Annotated in this window: 20 protein-coding genes; 7 read left to right on the top strand and 13 right to left on the bottom strand. The window is 62.0% G+C overall.

The window, feature by feature from the left end; all coding sequences use genetic code 11:
* Positions 1-48: 48 nt before the first annotated feature.
* From cueR to L904_RS04535, 5 genes are all read right to left on the bottom strand, one after another.
* A complete protein-coding gene (gene cueR, locus L904_RS04555) occupies positions 49-471 on the bottom strand; it encodes a Cu(I)-responsive transcriptional regulator (protein WP_035262850.1) in 423 nt (140 codons plus the stop codon).
* Entirely contained in the window at positions 468-3,050 is a 2,583-nt protein-coding gene (locus L904_RS04550; RefSeq protein WP_020811376.1) for a heavy metal translocating P-type ATPase, read from the bottom strand. The genes cueR and L904_RS04550 overlap by 4 nt, the downstream gene beginning before the upstream one ends.
* A 175-nt stretch (positions 3,051-3,225) precedes the next feature.
* On the bottom strand, positions 3,226-3,834 hold the full coding sequence (locus L904_RS04545; RefSeq protein WP_020811375.1) for a class I SAM-dependent methyltransferase: 609 nt from the start codon (positions 3,832-3,834) through the stop codon (positions 3,226-3,228).
* A 41-nt stretch (positions 3,835-3,875) separates the two neighbouring features.
* On the bottom strand, positions 3,876-4,700 hold the full coding sequence (blaOXA, locus tag L904_RS04540; RefSeq protein WP_020811374.1) for a class D beta-lactamase: 825 nt from the start codon (positions 4,698-4,700) through the stop codon (positions 3,876-3,878).
* A gap of 170 nt (positions 4,701-4,870) precedes the next feature.
* Positions 4,871-5,362 carry a YcgN family cysteine cluster protein gene (locus L904_RS04535; protein ID WP_031234099.1) on the bottom strand — a complete coding sequence of 164 codons (492 nt, stop codon included), beginning with the start codon at positions 5,360-5,362 and terminating at the stop codon, positions 4,871-4,873.
* A gap of 267 nt (positions 5,363-5,629) precedes the next feature.
* Here L904_RS04535 and L904_RS04530 point away from each other — a divergent pair, with 267 nt between their 5' ends.
* The gene (locus tag L904_RS04530; RefSeq protein WP_035262847.1) at positions 5,630-7,822 is read left to right on the top strand and encodes a transglycosylase domain-containing protein; all 2,193 of its coding nucleotides are present in this window, start codon (positions 5,630-5,632) and stop codon (positions 7,820-7,822) included.
* 259 nt (positions 7,823-8,081) lie between these two features.
* Here the strand turns inward: L904_RS04530 and L904_RS04525 are convergent, their stop codons facing one another.
* Positions 8,082-8,987, bottom strand: a complete 906-nt coding sequence (locus tag L904_RS04525; protein ID WP_035262845.1) for a LysR family transcriptional regulator ArgP — start codon at positions 8,985-8,987, stop codon at positions 8,082-8,084.
* 371 nt (positions 8,988-9,358) lie between these two features.
* Between L904_RS04525 and L904_RS04515 the strand changes: the two genes are divergently transcribed.
* A complete protein-coding gene (locus L904_RS04515; protein WP_035262839.1) occupies positions 9,359-9,967 on the top strand; it encodes a LysE/ArgO family amino acid transporter in 609 nt (202 codons plus the stop codon).
* On the opposite strand, the gene L904_RS04510 is transcribed toward L904_RS04515, so the two are convergent.
* On the bottom strand, positions 9,964-11,352 hold the full coding sequence (locus L904_RS04510; RefSeq protein WP_035262874.1) for a M20 family metallopeptidase: 1,389 nt from the start codon (positions 11,350-11,352) through the stop codon (positions 9,964-9,966). The two genes, L904_RS04515 and L904_RS04510, sit on opposite strands and share 4 nt — an antisense overlap.
* A gap of 111 nt (positions 11,353-11,463) precedes the next feature.
* Here L904_RS04510 and L904_RS04505 point away from each other — a divergent pair, with 111 nt between their 5' ends.
* Positions 11,464-12,051, top strand: coding sequence for a DUF1214 domain-containing protein (locus L904_RS04505; protein WP_003522305.1), 588 nt, complete (start codon positions 11,464-11,466; stop codon positions 12,049-12,051).
* A complete protein-coding gene (locus L904_RS04500; RefSeq protein ID WP_035261158.1) occupies positions 12,044-12,592 on the top strand; it encodes a membrane protein in 549 nt (182 codons plus the stop codon). Before L904_RS04505 ends, L904_RS04500 begins: the two co-directional genes overlap by 8 nt.
* An 18-nt stretch (positions 12,593-12,610) precedes the next feature.
* Here L904_RS04500 and L904_RS04495 read toward each other — a convergent pair whose 3' ends face one another.
* The gene (locus L904_RS04495) at positions 12,611-12,799 is read right to left on the bottom strand and encodes a hypothetical protein (RefSeq protein WP_035261156.1); all 189 of its coding nucleotides are present in this window, start codon (positions 12,797-12,799) and stop codon (positions 12,611-12,613) included.
* Between the two features lie 561 nt (positions 12,800-13,360).
* Here L904_RS04495 and L904_RS04490 point away from each other — a divergent pair.
* A complete protein-coding gene (locus L904_RS04490; protein ID WP_245285015.1) occupies positions 13,361-14,296 on the top strand; it encodes a DUF2336 domain-containing protein in 936 nt (311 codons plus the stop codon).
* A gap of 54 nt (positions 14,297-14,350) precedes the next feature.
* Here L904_RS04490 and L904_RS04485 read toward each other — a convergent pair whose 3' ends face one another.
* The 3 genes from L904_RS04485 to L904_RS04475 form a co-directional block, all read right to left on the bottom strand.
* A complete protein-coding gene (locus tag L904_RS04485) occupies positions 14,351-14,704 on the bottom strand; it encodes a DUF1491 family protein (RefSeq protein ID WP_035261150.1) in 354 nt (117 codons plus the stop codon).
* Positions 14,705-15,011: 307 nt separating this feature from the next.
* Positions 15,012-15,911, bottom strand: coding sequence for a peptidoglycan-binding protein (locus L904_RS04480; RefSeq protein ID WP_035261161.1), 900 nt, complete (start codon positions 15,909-15,911; stop codon positions 15,012-15,014).
* The gene (locus L904_RS04475) at positions 15,883-17,415 is read right to left on the bottom strand and encodes a HAMP domain-containing sensor histidine kinase (protein WP_035261148.1); all 1,533 of its coding nucleotides are present in this window, start codon (positions 17,413-17,415) and stop codon (positions 15,883-15,885) included. The genes L904_RS04480 and L904_RS04475 overlap by 29 nt, the downstream gene beginning before the upstream one ends.
* A 488-nt stretch (positions 17,416-17,903) precedes the next feature.
* On the opposite strand from L904_RS04475, the gene L904_RS04470 reads away from it, so the two are divergent.
* Together L904_RS04470 and L904_RS04465 are read left to right on the top strand one after the other, a co-directional pair.
* Positions 17,904-18,329 carry a DUF5330 domain-containing protein gene (locus tag L904_RS04470; RefSeq protein WP_031234252.1) on the top strand — a complete coding sequence of 142 codons (426 nt, stop codon included), beginning with the start codon at positions 17,904-17,906 and terminating at the stop codon, positions 18,327-18,329.
* A 197-nt stretch (positions 18,330-18,526) separates the two neighbouring features.
* Positions 18,527-18,943, top strand: a complete 417-nt coding sequence (locus L904_RS04465) for a SufE family protein (RefSeq protein WP_020812035.1) — start codon at positions 18,527-18,529, stop codon at positions 18,941-18,943.
* Between the two features lie 3 nt (positions 18,944-18,946).
* On the opposite strand, the gene L904_RS04460 is transcribed toward L904_RS04465, so the two are convergent.
* Both L904_RS04460 and L904_RS04455 read right to left on the bottom strand, forming a co-directional pair.
* Positions 18,947-19,774, bottom strand: coding sequence for a DUF6456 domain-containing protein (locus L904_RS04460; RefSeq protein ID WP_020812034.1), 828 nt, complete (start codon positions 19,772-19,774; stop codon positions 18,947-18,949).
* Positions 19,767-20,189 carry a helix-turn-helix domain-containing protein gene (locus L904_RS04455; protein ID WP_020812033.1) on the bottom strand — a complete coding sequence of 141 codons (423 nt, stop codon included), beginning with the start codon at positions 20,187-20,189 and terminating at the stop codon, positions 19,767-19,769. The genes L904_RS04460 and L904_RS04455 overlap by 8 nt, the downstream gene beginning before the upstream one ends.
* Positions 20,190-20,328: the final 139 nt, after the last annotated feature.

Here is a 20,328-nt window from a genome sequence, read left to right as displayed (position 1 = left end):
TCTCCTTCTGGCCGGTCGCGATGTTCTCGCACCGGCTGTCATTAAAGGTCAGTGGGCTCGCGCGGGTCTGGCGTCGGTCTTATCCGCGCCCGCGAGATCGTCGAGGATGGGGCAGTCGGGCCGGTGGTCGCCGCCGCAGCAATGGGCGAGATGGGAGAGCGTCTTCACCATGCTCTTCATCTCGGCGATCTTCTGCTCGAGATCGGCGATATGGACGAGCGCGATCTCCTTCACCGCCGAACTCTCGCGGGTCTTGTCCTGCCAGAGTTTCAGCAGCGTCTCGGTTTCTTCCAGCGAGAAGCCGAGCGTGCGCGCCCGCTTGATGAAGCGCAGATTATGCACGTCCTGCTCGCCATAGACCCGGTAATTATTGCCGGTGCGGGCGGCGGGATTGATGAGGCCGATCTGCTCGTAATAGCGGATCATCTTGGCGGAAACGCCCGATGCTTCCGATGCCTGGCCGATATTCATGACGTCACCTCCCGATGGGCCACCTTCGCCCGTTTCAACCGCAGCGCATTGGCGAGAACGAAGACGCTGGACAGCGCCATGGCGCCCGCGCCGATCATCGGCGACAGCGTGATGCCGAAGGCCGGATAGAGCACGCCCGCCGCAACCGGTATCAGCGCCACATTGTAACCGAAAGCCCAGAACAGGTTTTCCTTGATGTTGCGGATGGTCGCCCGGCTCATCTCGATGGCGTTGACTGCGCCCAGAAGATCGCCGCCGACCAGCACAACATCAGCGCTTTCGATGGCGACATCCGTTCCCGTGCCGACGGCGATGCCGATATCGGCCTCAGCCAGCGCCGGCGCATCGTTGATGCCGTCGCCGACGAAGGCGAGCACCTTGCCGCCTGCGCGCATCTCGTGGATCGCCTTCACCTTGCCCTCGGGCAGCACTTCGGCCACCACACGGGAAATGCCAACCTGCCGGGCGATTGCATTGGCCGTGCGTTCATTGTCGCCCGTCACCATGGCCACTTCGATACCCATGGCCTGCAACGCCCTGATGGCGGTGACACTCGAGGGTTTCAGCGGATCGGCAACCGCAATCGCGGCCGCCAGCCTGCCGTCGATGGCGGCGTAAAGCGGCGTCTTGCCCTCGTCACCCAGCCTTGCGGCGGCCTCAGCGAAGATATCGACGGAATGGCCAAGTTTGGCCATGTAACGATCTGCGCCGACTTCGACCTTACGGCCATTGACGGTGGCGGCGATGCCGTAGCCCGTCACGCTTTCGAAGTTTTCGACAGTCGGGGGTTCAAGTCCCTCTCCCGCTACCAAACCCCGGTCTTCAGTAGCCCGGACGATGGCTTCGGCAATCGGATGTTCCGAACGGCCCTCGACGGCGGCGACCAGCGCCAGCACCTCGTTGTCGGCAAACCCTTCCGCAACCACCAGATCGGTCAGCTCCGGGCGGCCCTTAGTGACAGTGCCCGTCTTGTCGACCACGACGATCTGCGCCGAGCGCAGCTCCTGCAGCGCCTGTCCCTTGCGGAACAGCACGCCCAGCTCCGCCGCCCGGCCTGTGCCGACCATGATCGAGGTCGGCGTGGCGAGACCCATGGCGCAGGGGCAGGCAATGATGAGCACCGCCACGGCATTGACCAGCGCGAAAGTATAGGCAGGCTCGGGACCGAAGATCGCCCAGACGATGAAGGTCAGCACCGCGATTGCTATGACAACCGGCACGAAGAGCGCGGTGACGCGGTCCACCAGCAGCTGGATCGGCAGCTTGGACCCTTGCGCCTCCTCCACCATGCGGATGATCTGCGACAGCATGGTATCCGCGCCCACCTTGGTCGCCTTGAACTTGAAGGCGCCGGTCTTGTTGATGGTGCCGCCGACGACCGTTGCGCCAATGGTCTTTTCCACCGGCACGGGTTCGCCGGAGATCATGGATTCATCGACATAGGAGGAGCCTTCGACGACTTCGCCATCCACTGCCAGCCTTTCGCCGGGACGGATGACGACGATATCGCCGGCCACGAGGTCTTCGGGGGAAATATCGATGGTAGCACCGTCGCGCTCCACCCGGGCGGTCTTCGCCTGCAGGCTCATCAGCTTGCGGATGGCATCCCCGGTGCGGCCGCTGGCGCGGGCTTCGAGAAGCCGTCCGGTCAGGATCAGCGTGACGATGACGGTTGCGGCTTCATAATAGACGAACTGCGCCTCTTCCGGCAGCAGGTCGGGCGCGAAGGTGACGACGACCGAATAGAGATAGGCGGCGGTGACGCCCAGCGCCACCAGCGAGTTCATTTCCGGCGCACCGCGCAGGAGCGCCGGAAAACCGGTCTTGAGGAAACGCAGGCCCGGCCCGAAGATCACCGCGGTCGCCAGTGCGAAATAGATATAATAGAGGTTCTGCGTGTCGATGATGCTCATCAGCCAGTGATGCATCGGCTCATAGAGGTGCCCACCCATTTCCAGCACGAAAAGCGGCGCGGTCAGGATCGCGGCAATCGTCAGGTCGCGTTTCAGCGCACCCTCTTCGCCCGCATGCTGCATATGGTCGTGGCCGCCGGCCTCGCCCGCCGCCATCTGGCCGTGGCCCTGATGATGTCCGTGGTGCTGGCCGTGACCTTGATGGGCGGAATGGTCGTGCGGTGTCGGCGTCTTCAGCGCAAAACCGGCGAGCTTTGCCGTTTCCACAAGCGCATCCCGTTCACGCCGGCCGCCAATCGTTTCCACGGAGGCCTTGCCGGAGGCAGCATTGACCTTGACGGCGATTGTGGTGGCGACCGCTTCCAGAACGGCCTTCAGCCGCTCGGCCTCAGCCTCGCCCCGCAGGCCTTCCACCGCAAATTCGTGACGCTCCGGCGCGATATCGTAACCGACCTTCTTGATGGCGGCGCCAAGCGTTCTGGCCGAAAAACCTTCGGCCGGCTCGACGGTGAGCTTCTTCGTGGCGAAGTTCACGGAACTCGACATGACACCCGGCACCTTGGCCGCGGCCGTTTCCACCCGGCGCACGCAGGAAGCGCAGGTCATGCCTTCCACGGGAATGGAAACCGGTTCATGTCGATGGGCGTGTTTGACTGTCTCGTTCATGGGAAATCCCCTTTCGAGACCCTATGTAGAGATTCCCATGATGGGAAGGTCAAGGGAAGCGGAAACTTTTTGTTGAACACACAATCGTGAGTGCAGCCCCCCGCTGCAAAAAAGGGCGTTCGCCGCGATCATACGATCTGTGGACCCGCTACCGGGCGACGCCTGCCAGGCGCGTTCAGAGGGCGACACGTCTCGCCAGATAAACCGTGGCGCCGCCGCATTCGGGATCGTTGACGACATGATCGAGAAGCCGGAAACCGTGCGCGGCGAGCAGGCTTTCATATTCATCGCGTGCGAGGCTCGCATGATAAAGCGGCCGGCCCTGAAAGGTGCCGATCGCTTCCCCGTGATCCGGTCCGGCCGTGAACATCAACGCCGCGCCGTCATTGGCATGCTGGTGGAAAATGCCGAACATGCGGCGCTGGTCCTCCACCGTCAGATGGAAAAAACTGTGCCACGCGATCAACCCGTCGAAGCGGCGGCCGAGGGCCAGCTTTCGCATATCCGCAACCGCCCAGAGATTCCCGGGAAATCTCTTCCGGCAAAGCTCGACCAGCGGCAGGGACGCATCGATGCCCGTGACGTCATAACCGCTGGCGATGAAGTAGCCGGCGATCGGCTCACCGGAACCGCAGCCAATATCGAGAATGGACGCGCCCTTCGGCAAAAGCGAGATGAACCTGTCGAGCCAGGGTTTTTCGGCAAGGGAGCGTCCACGCTGCCTGTCGAAATCGGCCCCGTGTTCATTGTAGATCGTGATGACGTCACGAGAGGCGTCCGGCATATGCTTTTCCTTTTCGGGCAAAGGTCATGCCGGCTGCGCACTTACCGGTGCACGGCCAGCCGCGGAATATCGCGCAGGAAGGCATCACGCACGGCGGGGCCGAGCGGCTCGTCGGACGGTTTGTCGGAAACGCGCAGTCTCGCAAAGACGATGTGCTGGCCTTCGCGCTCCGCCCAGCCCACGAACCAGCCGAAGGGGCGGTTGCGATCGGGATTGCCCTTTTCGTCACGCATGTAGCCCGTGCCGGTCTTGCCATGCACGCTCCAGCTTTCCGGCGCATCGAAAACCGGCACGATTGCCCTGGTCTTGGCCTGCGCATCGCGCGAGACCGGCAGATTGCCGGCCAGAAGGCGGCGGAGAAAGCCGACCTGTTCCACCGGCGAAACCGTCAGCGACGATCCGAGCCAGGAATGGGTCAGGCCATTGTTCTTGCCCGGCTCACCGGAAACATCGGCATTGCCGTAACCGAGGCGCTTCACATAGGCGGCGAATTTTTCCGGGCCGAGGCGGCGGGTGATTTCACGCGAATACCACAGCACCGAATCCTGCTCCCATATCGAGGGATCGACCGTCTTGCGGTCGGAGGCGCGCGCCTCCGTGCCGGGTTTCCAGTCCCAGGCGGGCGTCTTTTCATCCTGAAGAATGCCGGCGTCGTAACCGATCAGCGCCAACGGCACCTTGAAGGTGGAGGCCGGCGCCACGCGCTGGTCGCAGGCGCCCTGCTGGTTGATGATGGCGCCGGTCTCGATGGAGGTGACCAGCGTGCATTCGAAGGCCTGGGGCTGTTGCTGGGCGTCAGCGGAAAACGGCAGGAGCCCCGGAAGGGCGAGGCATGAAAGAACGATGGCGGGCAGCCGGTAGCGCATGCGTTTTGATGTCCCTCGTCCGCTTTTGCGGATCATTTGCCGGAATGGCCGGAAGCTGTCTTTGATTTCAGACAAGTCGTACCCCGAAACCGTGACACGCTTTCGGGCGACACTGCCTTAAGGGAACGATGGGGCAGGAATAGGACCAAAACGAAAATCGACGTTTTCCGTCACGTCCGTTCCTTTTCGCCCGCCCTCTCGCCAACCGTCTCACCCGCTGTCAGGGGCCAGTCGACCACATAATCCTCGAAGTCGTCAACATCCACATCGGCCTCGCTGACGGTGCGGCCGCGGGCGGAAATGCCGGCCTGATGCACCGTTTCCGTATCGCCGGAAACGAGATAGTGCCACCAGTAGAGATCCTTGCCGTCGCGCACCAGCGCATAGGCGCAGGTGGGCGGCAGCCAGCCGATCTCATGGACCTTCTTCAGGTCGAGCTGGATACAGTCCGGCACGGTGGCGCGGCGGTTTTCGTAGTCGGAGCATCGACAGCTTTCGCCGTCGAGCAGCACGCAGCGAACCGAGGTGAACACCACCTCGCCGGTGTCCCAGTCCTCCAGCTTGTTCAGACAGCACAGGCCGCAGCCGTCGCACAGGCTTTCCCATTCCTCGCCGGTCATCTCGGTCAGCGATTTGGTTTTCCAGAACGGCGCGTCATTCATCGTTAACATTTCCGTTTCATTTTGATCTCTTGGACGGGAGTGTTTAACCGGTCCCTAATCCTTTATATCGTATCGCCAAGGGCTGGTTTGTACGATATTTTAGCATATTGGCAGGCGGCAGAGGGGTCATTGGCCCGCGAAAGGCCGCCGCGTCAAGCACTTCCGACATAACCATGCCACGGTTTTGCGTCGGGAATGGGTTGAAGCGTAGAATATCAGGCAGACATATCGATGGCAGCGTTGCGTTGAACAGGAAAACATCGCCAGGTGCAGGAAGAAAAAGACGATAAAAAAGGCCGTAAAAAACGGCACATCCTGCTCCGGATCGATAGCTTCATCGACTCCGGCCTGTGGACGGCTGCGGCAAGGCTGGTGGATTTCTGGGAAGACGTCACCATCGCCTCGCGCAAGCTGCATGTGCGCGGCTGGAAGAAGCTTCTCGTCAACCTCACCTGCGACGCGCTGACCTTCGGAACGGCAGGTGCAGTCGTGCTTCTGGCGCTCGCCATGCCCGCCTTCGAGGAAACCAAGAAGGACTGGCGCTATCGCGGCGATTTCGCCGTCACCTTCCTTGATCGTTACGGCAACACCATCGGCCATCGCGGCATCATTCATGAGGATTCCGTTCCGATCGACCAGATGCCGGATCATTTCATCAAGGCGGTGCTGGCGACCGAAGACCGGCGTTTCTTCGACCATTTCGGCATCGATTTCATCGGCCTTGCCCGCGCCATGAGCGAAAACGCCCGCGCCGGCGGCGTGGTGCAGGGCGGCTCGACGCTGACGCAGCAGCTCGCCAAGAACCTGTTCCTCACCAATGAGCGCTCGCTGGAGCGCAAGATCAAGGAAGCCTTCCTCGCGCTGTGGCTCGAGACCAACATGTCGAAGAAGGAAATCCTCAGCCTTTATCTCGACCGCGCCTATATGGGCGGCGGCACCTTCGGGGCGGCGGCGGCGGCGCAGTTTTATTTCGGCAAGAACCTGACCGATGTGACGCTGGCGGAATCCGCTATTCTGGCCGGCCTGTTCAAGGCGCCGGCCAAATATGCGCCGCATGTCAACCTGCCGGCAGCCCGCGCCCGCGCCAACACCGTGCTTTCCAACCTGGTGCAGAGCGGGTTGATGACCGAGGGTCAGGTGATCGGCGCGCGGCGCAACCCGGCCACCGTCATCGACCGCGCCGATGTGAAGGCGCCGGATTATTTCCTCGACTGGGCTTTCGACGAAGTGCAGCGGCTGGCCGCCGAGGGCAAGTTCAAGGACCACACCGTGGTCGTGCGAACCACCATCGATACCGGCCTGCAGCAGGCGGCCGAACAGGCGATGGAAATGGGCCTGCGCGAATTCGGCGAAGGTTACCGCGTCAAGCAGGGCGCGATGGTGATGATCGAGAACGGCGGCGGCGTGCGCGCCATGGTCGGCGGGCGCGACTATGGCGAAAGCCAGTTCAACCGCGCCACGGCGGCGCTGCGCCAGCCGGGTTCCTCCTTCAAGGTCTATACCTACTCGGCCGCCATGGAAAAGGGCATGAAGCCGGAGACGCTGATCTCCGACGCGCCGGTGACCTGGCGCGGCTGGTCGCCGCAGAATTACGGCCGCTCCTATGCCGGCAAGGTGACGCTGCAGATGGCGCTCGCCAAGTCCTATAACACCGTGCCCGTGCGCCTTGCCAAGGACGTGCTCGGCACGCAGGTCATCGTCGATACCGCCAAGGCCATGGGTGTCGCCACGCCGCTGCGCAGCGACAAGACCATTCCGCTCGGCACATCGGAAGTGACGGTTCTCGATCAGGCCACCGCCTATGCCGTTTTCCCGGCCGACGGCATGCAGTCGCGCCGCCACGGCATCGAGCAGGTGCTGGATTACGAGGGCAATGTTCTCTACGATTTCAGCCACAATGAAGCGCCCGCCAAACGGGTGCTTTCCGAAGACGCCAATTCGAAGATGAACCAGATGCTGGTGACCATCCCGGTCATGGGCACCGCCCGGCGCGGCGCGCTGGATAACGGCATCGTTTCCGGCGGCAAGACCGGCACCTCGCAGGCCTATCGCGATGCGTGGTATGTTGGTTTCACCGGCAATTACACCACGGCCGTCTGGTTCGGGAACGACGATTTCACGCCGATGAACAACATGACCGGCGGCGCGCTTCCGGCCATGGCCTTCAAGCGGCTGATGGACTACGCCCATCAGGGCATGGAACTGCGCCCCATTCCCGGCATCCAGAACCCGCTGCCGACAGGCGCACGCCCGCAACCTTCGGCGGAAGTGGCGGCCGCTGCGACCAGCACCCCCGCCCTGCCGGCGCTCACCCGCCCGCGCTCGCTTTCGGCCGAGGCAACGCGTGTGATCCGCTCGATCGCCAAGAAGATGAAGGACGCTTCGGCGCTCAGCGTGACGACGCAGAAGGTGGCGGATGCGTCGTTGCGCGAGGGCGCGGAGGATGCGGCGCGGCGGTGAAGTGTGGGGCATTGCCTGAAGATTCTGTCGGAGTGTGTGGCTCACCCCCCTCTGCCCTGCCGGGCATCTCCCCCACAAGGAGGGAGATCGGCAAGACGCTTTACAACCACTTCAATCTCAAACGTTGAGATGGGCGAGACATAGCCTCGGGTCGATCTCCCCCCTTGTGGGGGAGATGTCCGGCAGGACAGAGGGGGTAAGCGTCACGCTCCCCGTCTCTACAATCGGAAAACCGCGATCCCGCCTGGCGCAAGATGCTTCACGGCATCGGGATCAACACCCCCCTCGCCGTCTCCACCACATGCGACGTCAACACCCCCAGCCGCTCCGCCGCGAGCCGGTTGACTTGCCAGTAAAGCGGAATATCGAGCGGCGTGCCGGGAACGACCTCCACCAGCCTGCCCGTCTTGAGGTGATCCCCCACAAGCTGCACCGGGTTGAGCCCCCAGCCCATGCCGGAAAGGCTCGCCTTCACGAAACCGTCGGTCGAGGGCAGCCAGTGGGTGGGATAGGCGATATCCTCGCCCAGCACCTTCCTGACCCAGCTCGCCTGCAGCCTGTCCTTCTGGTTGAAGGTGAGCCCCGGCGCGCGGGCAAGGGCGGCGGGCGTGACGCCCCCGGCGAAATGGCGGGCCATGAAATCCGGGCTGGCGGTGGCGTGATAGCGCAGCACGCCGAGGGCCAGGACCCGGCAGCCCTGTACGGGCTTGGCATGGGCGGTGACGGCGGCGAGCACCCTGCCGCCGCGCAGCCATTCCACCGTGTGGTCCTGATCGTCCACCGCGATATTGACGAGATAGTCGCTGCCGCCGGTGAATTTCGAAACCGCATCCAGAAACCATGTGCCGAGACTGTCGGCGTTTGTGGCGATGTTGAGCGTCACGCGCTCCTGCCCTGCGCCCGCTTCCGCCAGCGCCGGAAGCTGTCGGAACAATTCGCTTTCCAGCATGCCGACATGATCCATGTGACGGCAGAGCCATTCGCCCTTTTCCGTCGCCACGCAGGGGTTGCCGCGCACGATCAGCACCACGCCCAGCCGCTCCTCCAGTTGCTTGATGCGCTGGGAGACGGCCGACGGCGTGACGCACAGCACCTGCGCCGCCTTTTCGAAACTGCCGGTTTGAGCAACGAGCGCCACGGCCCGCATGGAGGGATAGTCGAGCATTACGGCACCTCATGCAGGGTTTGGAGGTGGCGGGAGGGCCCTGGAAGCCATAGGTGACGGCCTCTCCCTCCCTCATTCCTGTGCTTGTCACAGGAATCCAGTCGACGCACGTCTGTGCGGCGGAAGAGTCTTTTCAGCCCAAGGACTTGGGCTGGCTGGATTCCTGTGACGAGCACAGGAATGAGGGTGGAGAGATGGCAATGTTGCGGAAAACCGAGAGGTTGAAGAGAGAAGTGCGCCATTAGCTCAGCTTATCCGGATTGAGTTTATTTAACTGGATTAAACTATCTGGCGGAAATATCCAAGCACTCGGTCCGGAAGCAACGCCTTCGGCCATTCCGCAATGGACAGAGGCAGGGGCCGCGACGCGCATGGACATCCAGATCTTCTTCACCGGCCTGACGATGGGCCTCAGCCTCATCGTCGCCATCGGCGCGCAGAACGCCTTCGTTCTGAAGCAGGGGCTGGCGCGCTCGCATGTGTTTGCCGTCTGCGCCACCTGCGCCATTGCCGATGCACTGTTGATTACCGTCGGGGTTTTCGGTTTTCAGCGGATCAGCGCCATCATGCCGGCGCTCGATCCCATCATGCGTTATGCGGGGGCCGCCTTCCTCATCTGGTATGGCGCCAAAAGCCTGCATTCGGCGCTGCGCTCCTCCGACGCGCTTTCGGTGGCGGAGCGGCAGGAGGCAAGCCTGTGGCAGACGCTGGCCATCTGCCTTGCGCTGACCTTTCTCAATCCGCATGTCTATCTCGATACCGTCGTGCTGCTCGGCACCATTTCCACGCAGTTTCCCGGCTTCGAAAAAACCTTCGCGGCGGGCGCGGCCACCGGTTCGCTGGTGTTCTTCTTTTCACTGGGTTACGGCGCGCGCTGGCTGCGGCCGATCTTCGAAAAACCCTCCGCCTGGCGCATTCTCGAAGGCGTCATCGCCGTCACCATGTGGGCCATCGCCTTCAAGCTCGTCATGGGCGCCTAAAGCGGCGGCGTATCCCCCTCTCCGATATCCCAATAGAGCCCGGCCATAAGGGTAAGCGCCTCGCGGGCGATCTCCTTCGGCAGATGTTCGTTCGGCGCATGCTGCGAGCAGCCGGGATAGGAATGCGGCACCCAGATGGTGCGCAGTTTGAGGATATCGGCAAAGATATCGTTGGGCAGCGAACCGCCGAGATTGGGCAGAAGTGCCGGTTTTCTGCCCGTTGTGCGGGCAATGGAGCGCAGCGTGAAATCCACCCATGGATCCTGCGGATCGAGCCGGGTGGCGCGGAAAATCTCGTCGCCGGCAGGCGCGATTTCCACCATGGCGAAACCCTGCCGGTCGAGGTGACGCCGCACGGCGGGCAGAACCGCTTGCGGATCGATACCGACGACGAAGCGCAGTTGCAGCCGCGCCCATGCCCGTGGCGGAATGGCGTTGACCGGCGCACGCGGATTGCCGGTCTCGAAAGCCAGCACTTCCAGTGCACACCAGCCGAAAACCCGCTCGGCGGTGGAAAGGCCGGGCTCGCCCCAATCCGGATCGATCTTCGGGCCGTCCGGCCCGCCATCGATTTCACAATCGGCAAGGGCCTCACGCACCGCTTTCGGCAACTCATCCGGCACCAGTTCCGGCACGCGGATCTGGCCGGTCGGGCCGACGAGACTTGCGACGGCATGGGCCAGCTGCACGCCGGGATTGGAGAGCGCGCCGCCCCAATTGCCGGAATGATGGCCGCCCTCACGCGCCTCGATCACCAGATCGAAGGTGATGCCGCCGCGCGCGCCGAGAAAAACCGTCGGCCGTTCCGCATTCAGGCGCGGGCCGTCGGAGGCGACCAGAAGATCGGCCTTCAACCGCTCGCCATGGTTCCGGCAAATCTCCCTCAGGCCGGGGGAGCCCCTCTCCTCGCCCATCTCGATCAGATATTTAGCGTTGAAACCAAGCCTGCCGCGTGTCTCGAGCACGGCTTTCAGCGCCGCCATATTGACCGAATGCTGCCCCTTGTTATCGGCGGTGCCGCGCCCATACCACCTGCCATTGCGCTCAGACATCACAAAGGGCGAAAGCCCCTCGGCCCAGCCCTCGTCCTGACCGCGCACCACATCCCCGTGGCCGTATCCCAGCACGGTCGGCAACGTGTCGCCTTCGAAACGCTCGGCGATCAGAAACGGCAAATCCGCCGCCGGGTCGCGCAGGATGGTGCAGGAGAAACCCATGGCGGCGAAAGCGGGCAGCATTTCCTGTTCCAGATAAAGCGTCAGCTCCTCGCCCTGCTCCTCATTCTGGCTTTCGGTCCGTCGCAAAACGCGTCGCGACAAATCCCGCTCGAAGCTGCCATCGTCGAAACAGGCGGCGGCACGGTCGATTGCGGATTGTCGCGACATGATGGAATATCCCCGGTTGTGATCATTTTCACCGAGAGTAAACAAGCCGCGCCATTTTCCAAACAGGGAATCAGTGATAGTCCTCGACCTGTTCATAAACGGGAAAACAGCGTGTTCCGAGTTCCATTCCTTGTCGGCATCGCCCTTCTGATCGCCTTTGGCGGCGGTATTGCCGCGACGCTGGCAGCCCTTGAGGCGACATCCGGCTTTGGATCGATCCGCATCGGCTCCTGGGATGCGTTTCCCGAAGCGCAGACGATCGAGGCCGATCCTTACGCCAAATCGCACCGCGCCGACGCCGGCAAGCTGCTTTACGGAACCGCGGAAGGGTTGGCTTTTACCGCCTCCGTCGACAGCGATGGGCAACGCCTGAGCGGCGAATGCCGCTACCGGCTGGCCGGCGCCGTGCCGCCCGCGCGTTTCTGGACGATTTACACCGCCGACCAGCAGGGCAATGTGCTGGCGGAGGATGCGGGGCGGCCCTTCGCGCTGAATTCCCGCACGCTTTTGCGCAGCGCCGATGGCGGCATCGACATCACCATCGCCGCTGACGCCCAGACCTATAACTGGCTGTCGGTGCCGCAGGGCCAGACCTTCAGGCTGGTCATGACCCTGCTCGACACGCCCGTCGCGGGCAGTTCCGGCCTGATCGATATCTCCATGCCGCAAATACGCAAGCTGGGGTGTGGCAATGCTTAGGGTCCTGCTCGCCATCCTCACCGGTCTCGTCGGCGCAGCCGTGCTGCATGTCATCATTCTTCTGGCGATACCGCATTTCAGCAATCGCGACGCCTATACGCGCGCGGTGGCGGAAGGAAAGCCGCATCAGTTTCATCTGCTCGAAGAGACGACGGAGAAAAAGACGCTTGGCAGCGGCGATCCCTTCATGCGGGTCGCGGTCTGTACCTTCGATATCGAGGACAAGCCGGTCAGGCTCACCGCCATCGGGGCCGTGCCCTTCTGGTCGGTCGCGGTTTACGACAAGGCCTCGAATGAGGTGTTCAGCATGAATGACCGCACATCCGCCGGCGGGGTGATGGATATTCTGGTGGCGGATGCGGTGCAGATCGCTGCCATCCGCAAGGCGCAGCCACCCGCGCTTTCGCAGGCCATTCTGGCGGAATCGGATCAGACGGAAGGGTATGTGGTGTTGCGGACCATGGTGCCGCAGCCGAGTTTCGGCGAAGAGGCGGAACGGTTCCTGAACGAGGCGAAATGCCAGCCGACGGCGTGGAAATAACGTCGGTATTCTCTTTAGTCAGGATTTGAGGGCGGTTTCCGCTGCGGATTTGCCCTTGCGCGCGACTTTGCCGGTCGGCTCGGTATCGCGTTTTTCATAGCGCACGCCGGTAAACAGCACGACTTTCGCCGGGCCGATCACCGTTGCCACCGCGCCGGCGGGGCGCAGGCTTCGTCGGGCGTCGCCGATTGGAATAATCTCTGCCATGCTCATCTCCTCTTCGGGACATGATTGTCAATGTTGCCCATGGGAACCGCGCAAGCCTCGTCTTGCGTCGGGAATTTCATCACCATCACATTGCGCATAGGCCAGTCCACAGACTGGTTTTCGCACGATCCAAAAATCCAAAGCGATTCTTATAAGGGGATCGTGCGCAGATTCAGGCTTCGCATGCCATTTTTGCATTTATTCCGTCGATAAGAATAACATGGAATCCTAATGCTGCCCATGAAATTACAAACAGACAGAGGTTAATGATCCGTTAACCTTAATTGCCGGACCGCAACTTATTCCGGCCGGAGCCGCACCCCTTGAAAACAAAGGCGATGCGGTAAAGTTCCACGGCTTTTCGTCCGTTATCAAGGTTTTAAAATTTCCTTGTTGATAGAGGCGGATTCTCTCTTGCCACCCCCCATAGTTAACAGGACGTCAACGCATTTGCTCTAATTTGAGCCGATATTGTGTTTGCGTTTGTTGGGTAGTGCGTTGACCGACCGGTTTCGAGAACTTGAGAGGCCAAGAGCCGTGAGGAAGAAAGATGTGGTGCTGATGGCCACCGTGACGAATTTCGAGAATGTCTCCCATCCGTCAAAAACGGACCTTCGGCAGTTCGCCGAACTTTTCATGCCGCTTTTCAACGCCTCCACCGACGAAGCCAAGCGGGAGGCCATTGCCGCGCTCTCCCAGCATCCGAGCGTGCCTTCGGCTGTCGCCTTCTTCATCGCCTGCCAGCCGATTTCGCTTGCGGCGCCCTTCCTCATCTCCTCCAAATGCCTCGATGACGACACGCTGATCACCATTGCCCGCACGCAAGGGGCGGCGCATGCGCGCGCCATCGTGCGCCGCGAGGACCTCTCCCCCACCGTCATCGACGCGCTTGTCGGGTTGCGTCACGCCGAAGATCTGAAGCGGCCGGATGGAGAGACGACGGCTACCGAACCGCAGGCGGCGGAAAGCCCTGAAGAGCCGAAAGCGGAAGAAAAGACGGACACCATCGCCGCCGCTTCCGCGCTCGAAGAGGAAATGCGCCAGCGGATCAAGCAGATGGCGCATCACCTCAACCGGCCGGAAAGCGACGTTCTCGGCCTTCGCCGGTTGAGCGAGGTGCAGGAAGCGCTGCTGGTGCGTTTCGCCCGCGAACGCAATGCCCGGCAATTCGCCGTGGCGCTGGCGGATTCTCTCTCCTCCAGCTACTGGCTGTCGGAGCGCATCATGCTCGATATATCAGGCGCACAGCTTGCAACGACGCTGACCGGCCTTGGCATGGAATTTTCCGAGGCGGCTTTCGTGTTGCAATGCTTTTATCCGCATCTTTCCGCCGCCGAAGGCGATATGAGCCGTGCCGAAGCCCTGCTCGACCGTCTCGACATCGTGGAATGCGAAGAGCGGCTGGAGAGCTGGCGGCGAGCAGACAGCTATACGCATGGCCGCGAACGGCCGGACCGCAGCGCACCGGCTGCACAGAGAACCGGGACGCAAGGGTAAGCGCGGCGGGCCTTCATCTTCACGGATTGAAGAAGCGGCCATTGCCGGACAATTCTAGGCCTTGGGCTGATCCACCAGCGTCAGCAGCGTCCCGATCTCATCGGTTTCGATCTCCACCACCCACAGGTCGCTGTCGAAGCGTCGTTCCCTCTCAAGAAGAGCGGCGCTTTCCTCGCCATCCGCACCGGCGAGGCGCGTTTCGAAACGGCGCTCGGCGCGGATGTCTTCTTCATCGGCAAAGCTCTGCGGCGCGGGTCCATAGAGATTTTCGCGGCCATCGCGCAGGCGCTGGCGAATGAAGATCGCCCCCGCCTCCTCCGCCCCCTTCTTTTCGACAGCCGCAAATCCGCCGGCGGCGAAGACGCGGCGGATGAGGGCTGAGACGAACATTTCGGACTTGAGGCGCATGGGGGTGCTTTCGAATGGAAACGGTGGGGTGGGCTTCGCAATGTTGGTTTTCAGGAGGTTTTTCGTTGATGGCGGGAGGCTTGGGTGGACGTAGCTCACCCCCCTCTGCCCTGCCGGGCATCTCCCCCACAAGGGGGGAGATCAGCAAGACGCATTCTCACCACTTCATTCTCAACCATTGAGATAGGCGAGACTTTGCTGCTAGTCGATCTCCCCCCTTGTGGGGGAGATGCCCGGCAGGGCAGAGGGGGGTAAAGCCCCACGCACCTTCGGTCCGCTGTCAATCGACACTCATGAAGCTGAAACCTCAAAGCGCCCCAATCGACTTCAGCTTCTTCAACACGGCCTCGCTCGGTTCACCGGTTTCCGGCAGGCGATAGTGTTTCTCAAAGGCGCGGATGGCGTTGCGGGTCTGCTGGCCGGCCACGCCGTCCACTTTCACGTCGGCATAGGCGATATTGATCAGCCCCTGCTGGATCTTGGCGATCAAATCGCGGCTTGCCGGCTTGGCCGCGCTGTTGAGGGAGGCCGGTTCGGCCTTCGGGCGCGGCGCTTCCGCCTTGCGGATGGCGGCAGCCACGGGGTCGATCTCGACGCCGCCGCTGGTGTCGGCAGGCCGGTCCCTGGGGATTGCGGCAACCGTCGCGCCGTCTATCCTGAGCGCCGCCAGCACGCGGGTCGTCGGCTCGCCGGTCTGTTCCATGCCGAGCGTTTCTTCGAAGAACATGATGGCGGCTGCGGTGCGCGGGCCCATGCGGCCATCCGCCTCGCCTTCGTAAAGCCCGCGCTTCTTCAGTTCGGCCTGAATATCGGCGACGATCTGCTGCGGCTTCTGGCTTTCGGCAACGGGTTGCGCCGGCGTTTCGGCCGCCGGCTGCTGCGCGTTTTGCGTCTCCGCCGGCCGCTCTATGCGGAAGGTGGTGACGTTGCCCTGCGTGCCGAGCGGCTCGGCCGGGCGATAACCGGCAATCCCGTTCGGGTTTTCCGCATCGCGCGTGCGCAGGAAAGGCGACGGGTGCACGCCCGGCTGATACCAGAGCGCATTGGCGGCGACAAAACCGAAGACGACCGCGAAGGCGCCGCAACTGCCGACCAGTTTCGGATGGCGCAGGATTTCGCGCCCGATGGCCGAAACCACCAAGGAAACAATCCCGGCGCCAATCTGGGCCGTTGTTTTCTTAGGCGATTTTCGCTTTCGCGGGGCCATCGTCACCATCCTTTTTCATCATTGCGGCCATATCGCCGAGCTGCCGGATGCGCGGCGGAAATTCCACCATGCTTTCGGCTTCGGCGCTTTCGCCGCCACCCGCCATGCCCGAACCGTCGGCAGGCAGGGTGATCGTTACGACCGTTCCCTCGCCGGGCTTGCTGGCGATGGCGAAAGTGCCGCCATGCAGTGCCACAAGCCCCTTGACCAGGGACAATCCGAGACCCGTGCCCTCATAGCGACGGGTATATTCATTCTGAACCTGCATGAAAGGCTGGCCCAGGAGTTCGATCTTGTCGGAAGCGATGCCGATGCCGGTATCGCTCACCGTAAGCTTCAGCATCGCACCCTCACGCGCGGCGTCGATCGACACCACACCACCGGCATCGGTGAATTTTATGGCGTTGCCGGCAAGATTGATCAGAACCTGCCGGATCGCGCGCTGATCGGCCGAGATTTCGCCGATACCGCGCTGGATGCGGCTGGTCAAAGTCAGGCCTTTTTCCTTCGCCTGCAGGCCGAGCATGGCCTCGCAGGACGAGATGGTTTCGGCAATCGGGAAGCTTTCCATCATCAGCTCGTAACGGCCGGCTTCCAGCTTGCTCATATCGAGCATGGTGTTGACGACAGAGAGAAGATGGGCGCCGGACTGGCGGATCAGGCCGACATATTCCCGCTGGCGGTCGTTCTCCAGCCGGCCGAAATATTCGCCGGCCAGAATATCGGAAAAACCGAGGACGGCGTTGAGCGGCGTGCGCAACTCGTGGCTGACGGCAGCGAGAAAGCGGGATTTCGCATCATTGGCCGATTCCGCCTCGGCCGCCTTGCGGGCGACATCGCGGCGCAGGCGTTCCATCTCGGTGACATCGGAAAGCTGCGCGACGATGCGGCGCAGCCGGCCGCTGGCGCTGCGGATTGCCGTCATCTCGATACGCGCATGCATGAACTGCGCCTGACGCGACTTTGCACCGGTCTCGAAACGGAGTTCGGCGGTTGCCCTGTCCTCGCCCTGCCGCAGCAGATCGAAAGCCTGCATCAATTCGATACGGTCCGAGACATAGACATATTCAACGAGGGCATGGTCCTTGCTGGCCTGCAGATCGGCCGGGAAGGTCGTAAGATCGCGGCCGGAGACGTGTTCGACGAAGCCGGTATCACCGATCATGAGCACGAGGCCCGGCACCTGCGTAGCGGCGATCAGGTCGTTATCGCCAGACAAGGCGGAAAAGGAGGACGCACCGCGCGCGGGACGCGAAAAGGCAATCAGCAATGCTGCGGCGGCCAGAAACAGCGCCAGCACCAGGGCAGCGCCGATGGGCAGCGCGATGGCGGGGCTGAAAACGAGGCTGAAGAGGGCTGGTACCACCAGAAGTCCGACGGCGCTGAAGGCGATCAGCCGGCGCAGGCGCGCAACGGTTCCGGCGCGCCTTTCGGCGTCCTCTTCCATGCGCGCAAGCCATCTGCCTGCGGCATGGTCGACCAATGCGACCGCTTTTTCTCTCATATTACGCAATACCAACACCGAATCCCTGAGGCGGTTCTAACGGCTCCGACAATAGAAGGCGGCGGCTTAAGGAATGGATAAAAAGAATGGCCTCAAAGGCCCGTCAAATGCCCCGTAGTCCCATTACGGGGCATTTCTTCGAAGCTTTGCCAATCATGGTTAATGACGGGTAAGCGACGGATTTCGCTTCATTTTTGCCATCGCGTTAACTTTTGTGGCAAAGCTTTGCGCCGCTTTCGCCCGGAACACGCGGCCTCTGTCGCAATTATGCTTAACATGGACTGTTAAAATGCGAATGAATTGATGGCAGGCGTCCCGATACGAGGAGAATAGATACAATTTGAATTAAATTGCGTCGCTTTTTGCAATCGGCTGTTCGCCGGTCGCGTGTAGCTTCTTCACAAGCCCGAAAAACGGGACAAAGGCCGATGACCCGAAACCGGGCGGGGCTTTAGAAAACAAAGATCGTCTGGCAGGGTAGTCTGACAATGTGGTTTCTGATCAAGGGAACATTCTGGTTTTCGCTGGTGCTGGTGGCGCTGTCCTATTTCGGCAGCAGCAACGATCCGGCCAAGGAACCTTCGGCCTTCGATATTCCCAGCGCCGTTTCGGCCGCCGGTGAAGCCTATCGTTATGTCAGCGCCATCTGCATCGAAAAGCCCGATGTCTGCGTCAAGGGCGCCGAAACCTTCCATGCGCTCGGCGAGCGGGCAAAGGAAGGCGCAAAGGTGGCCTATGAGCTACTGGACAAGCAGCTTGCTTCCGGTGAAAAGCCGGCCCCCGCCGCTGAACTCGCGGCCGAGACCGAAAAACTGGCCGAAGCCCCGGTCGTCAGCGTCGAATTTCCGAAGGATGCCGACATGCTGAAGACCGGCACCGTCATTCCCCTGCCGCAGAAGCGCCCGGCCCCCTGATACTGTTTCCCTGATCCTTGCCGGCCACCGCGCCGCACTCTCTTTGCAGCCAAAAATATCCGGCTGCCGATTGCCTGCCTGACTTGCCCACGGAAACCTGATTTCCGTGGGCTTTTTCATGGGCCATGGTTCAAAACCGGCCGCACTTCGCCTATATCCTAACAAAGACCTGCAATAATGGATGATACGGCGTGCAAATGGCCTCTCTCGAAACGATCCTTGACGACTTCGCCTTCCTCGACGACTGGGAGGATCGTTATCGTTATGTCATCGAACTCGGCAAGGCGCTTCCCGATCTGCCGGAAGACAAGCGCACGGCCGAGAACAAGGTGCATGGCTGCGCAAGCCAGGTCTGGCTCGTCAGCCACAGCAATGGTGCGGAAGACCCTCTCCTGACCTTCGAAGGCGATTCGGATGCGCATATCGTGCGCGGCCTCGTCGCCATCGTGCTCGCCGTCTATTCCGGCAAGAAAGCCTCCGAAATCGCCGGTCTCGACGCCATTGAGGTATTCGACAGGATCGGGCTGGTGGAGCATCTGTCGTCGCAGCGCGCCAACGGCCTGCGCTCCATGATCAAGCGCATCCGCGAGGAAGCCCGGCTGCTGGCCGCCTGACCTTCACCTCGTCATCGGCGGGCGATAATCTGCATCGCCCCAATGGTGTTCCTTCCTGCCGGCGCGGGCCGCAGGCGGCGCATAATGGCGGGCAAGCGCCAGCAGTGCGGCGCGCAGCAGCAGTTTTGCCGACCGCGCCGGCCATTGCCTTTCGCGCTCCACCGTCTCCAGCCCCTTTTCGAAGCAGCAGATATCGATGGCGACGCCCGACAGTTCAGGCCCCATCGCATCGGCCGCGCGGGAAAACCGCGTTCTTGCGGCCATTGCCGCCTCGGTGAGATCGAGCGCGCCTCCCGCCTCGCCTTTTGTGCGGTTCGCTATTCTCGGCTCCCATGTCGCTGTTACCTTCGGGTTGAGATGGCCGCGATGAAAATCAGCGGCGAGGCGCTCGCCCGCCTCCAGAGCATCCGCCGGGAAAAACGCCGCACCGTCCCGTTCCTTCAGCCTTGCAAGGCTGGTCAGGGGAGAGGTGTTGAGATTGCGCCGGGCCTGCTGCTTCGCATCGCCGACATCCACAATAACCGTCTGCATATGCCGGTGCTGTTCCTGAAAAACCTCGTCCCGGTCTTTTGCCATTGCACGTTTCAGGCAGGAGGCGAGCGGCGGTGCGGCGGAAAGGGTGTTTTCCCGCTGCTCGACCAGCCCGGAGGAAATCGCAAACCGCACCGTCGCGGCCGGAAACCGCAGCGCGGGATGGCCCGCCCGCGCCCGGCGCAGGACGATATCGCCGCCCTCCTGCGACATCTCGGCCGCGCCCGCGGCGATGCAGCGCAGCAGCCGCAGGAGATGAGGGTTCGGGGAGGCAACCGGGGCGCTTTTTTCCTCACTCATCCCGAGCGCCTTTCATCGCGTTGAAGATACTGCCGGTGAGCCGCTCCAGCACGGCGACGAACTCATCGAATGCCGGTTCGTCACGCCGGTCCTCCACCACCTGGCAGGCATGGCCCACCGTCGTCCTGTCCCGGCCGAAACACGGCCCGATATCCGACATGGGAATGCCCAGCTGCACATGGCACACATACATGGCGATCTGGCGGATGTGGCATTCCGTGCGCCGGCTGTCGCGGCGCACCAGCGTTCGGTCGCCCGTCAATTGCACCATCTCGCCGGTGAGCTGCCGTACCAGACGGCAAAGACGGGAAATCTCATCCCGCCCGGCCGCAGACGGCCAATGACGAAAGGCACGATCACCCACCCGCGCACAAGGCCGCGCGGCGGCAGGCAGAAACACAGTATCCGACGGCATATGCAACTCCTCTACGAATAGGAATTAATTCATACACCTGAGAGCAAGCATGGGGAAGCGCAAATTTGGCATGGAGAATTATGCGATTGATACGGCTTTATTTTTGCAGAATTGATATGCGCGATAAAGGATTTTTTTC

It is taken from the genome of Agrobacterium sp. LY4 (genome assembly GCF_001526585.1).
Classification (GTDB): Bacteria; Pseudomonadota; Alphaproteobacteria; order Rhizobiales; family Rhizobiaceae; genus Agrobacterium; species Agrobacterium leguminum.
Note: the sequence above shows the minus strand (reverse complement) of the source record. Positions and strands in the feature narration are given on the sequence as shown.

Excerpts from the sequence above, each read along its gene's own strand:
- blaOXA (WP_020811374.1), bottom strand. The coding sequence starts at position 4,700 with ATGCGCTACCGGCTGCCCGCCATCGTTCTTTCATGCCTCGCCCTTCCG.
- L904_RS04470 (WP_031234252.1), top strand. The coding sequence starts at position 17,904 with ATGTGGTTTCTGATCAAGGGAACATTCTGGTTTTCGCTGGTGCTGGTG.
- L904_RS04525 (WP_035262845.1), bottom strand. The coding sequence starts at position 8,987 with ATGCTCGACTATCCCTCCATGCGGGCCGTGGCGCTCGTTGCTCAAACC.
- L904_RS04545 (WP_020811375.1), bottom strand. The coding sequence starts at position 3,834 with ATGCCGGACGCCTCTCGTGACGTCATCACGATCTACAATGAACACGGG.
- L904_RS04510 (WP_035262874.1), bottom strand. The coding sequence starts at position 11,352 with ATGTCGCGACAATCCGCAATCGACCGTGCCGCCGCCTGTTTCGACGAT.
- L904_RS04550 (WP_020811376.1), bottom strand. The coding sequence starts at position 3,050 with ATGAACGAGACAGTCAAACACGCCCATCGACATGAACCGGTTTCCATT.
- L904_RS04460 (WP_020812034.1), bottom strand. The coding sequence starts at position 19,774 with ATGAGTGAGGAAAAAAGCGCCCCGGTTGCCTCCCCGAACCCTCATCTC.
- L904_RS04495 (WP_035261156.1), bottom strand. The coding sequence starts at position 12,799 with ATGGCAGAGATTATTCCAATCGGCGACGCCCGACGAAGCCTGCGCCCC.
- L904_RS04535 (WP_031234099.1), bottom strand. The coding sequence starts at position 5,362 with ATGAATGACGCGCCGTTCTGGAAAACCAAATCGCTGACCGAGATGACC.
- L904_RS04455 (WP_020812033.1), bottom strand. The coding sequence starts at position 20,189 with ATGCCGTCGGATACTGTGTTTCTGCCTGCCGCCGCGCGGCCTTGTGCG.
- L904_RS04480 (WP_035261161.1), bottom strand. The coding sequence starts at position 15,911 with ATGGCCCCGCGAAAGCGAAAATCGCCTAAGAAAACAACGGCCCAGATT.
- L904_RS04515 (WP_035262839.1), top strand. The coding sequence starts at position 9,359 with ATGGACATCCAGATCTTCTTCACCGGCCTGACGATGGGCCTCAGCCTC.
- L904_RS04485 (WP_035261150.1), bottom strand. The coding sequence starts at position 14,704 with ATGCGCCTCAAGTCCGAAATGTTCGTCTCAGCCCTCATCCGCCGCGTC.
- L904_RS04490 (WP_245285015.1), top strand. The coding sequence starts at position 13,361 with ATGGCCACCGTGACGAATTTCGAGAATGTCTCCCATCCGTCAAAAACG.
- L904_RS04475 (WP_035261148.1), bottom strand. The coding sequence starts at position 17,415 with ATGAGAGAAAAAGCGGTCGCATTGGTCGACCATGCCGCAGGCAGATGG.
- L904_RS04500 (WP_035261158.1), top strand. The coding sequence starts at position 12,044 with ATGCTTAGGGTCCTGCTCGCCATCCTCACCGGTCTCGTCGGCGCAGCC.
- cueR (WP_035262850.1), bottom strand. The coding sequence starts at position 471 with ATGAATATCGGCCAGGCATCGGAAGCATCGGGCGTTTCCGCCAAGATG.
- L904_RS04465 (WP_020812035.1), top strand. The coding sequence starts at position 18,527 with ATGGCCTCTCTCGAAACGATCCTTGACGACTTCGCCTTCCTCGACGAC.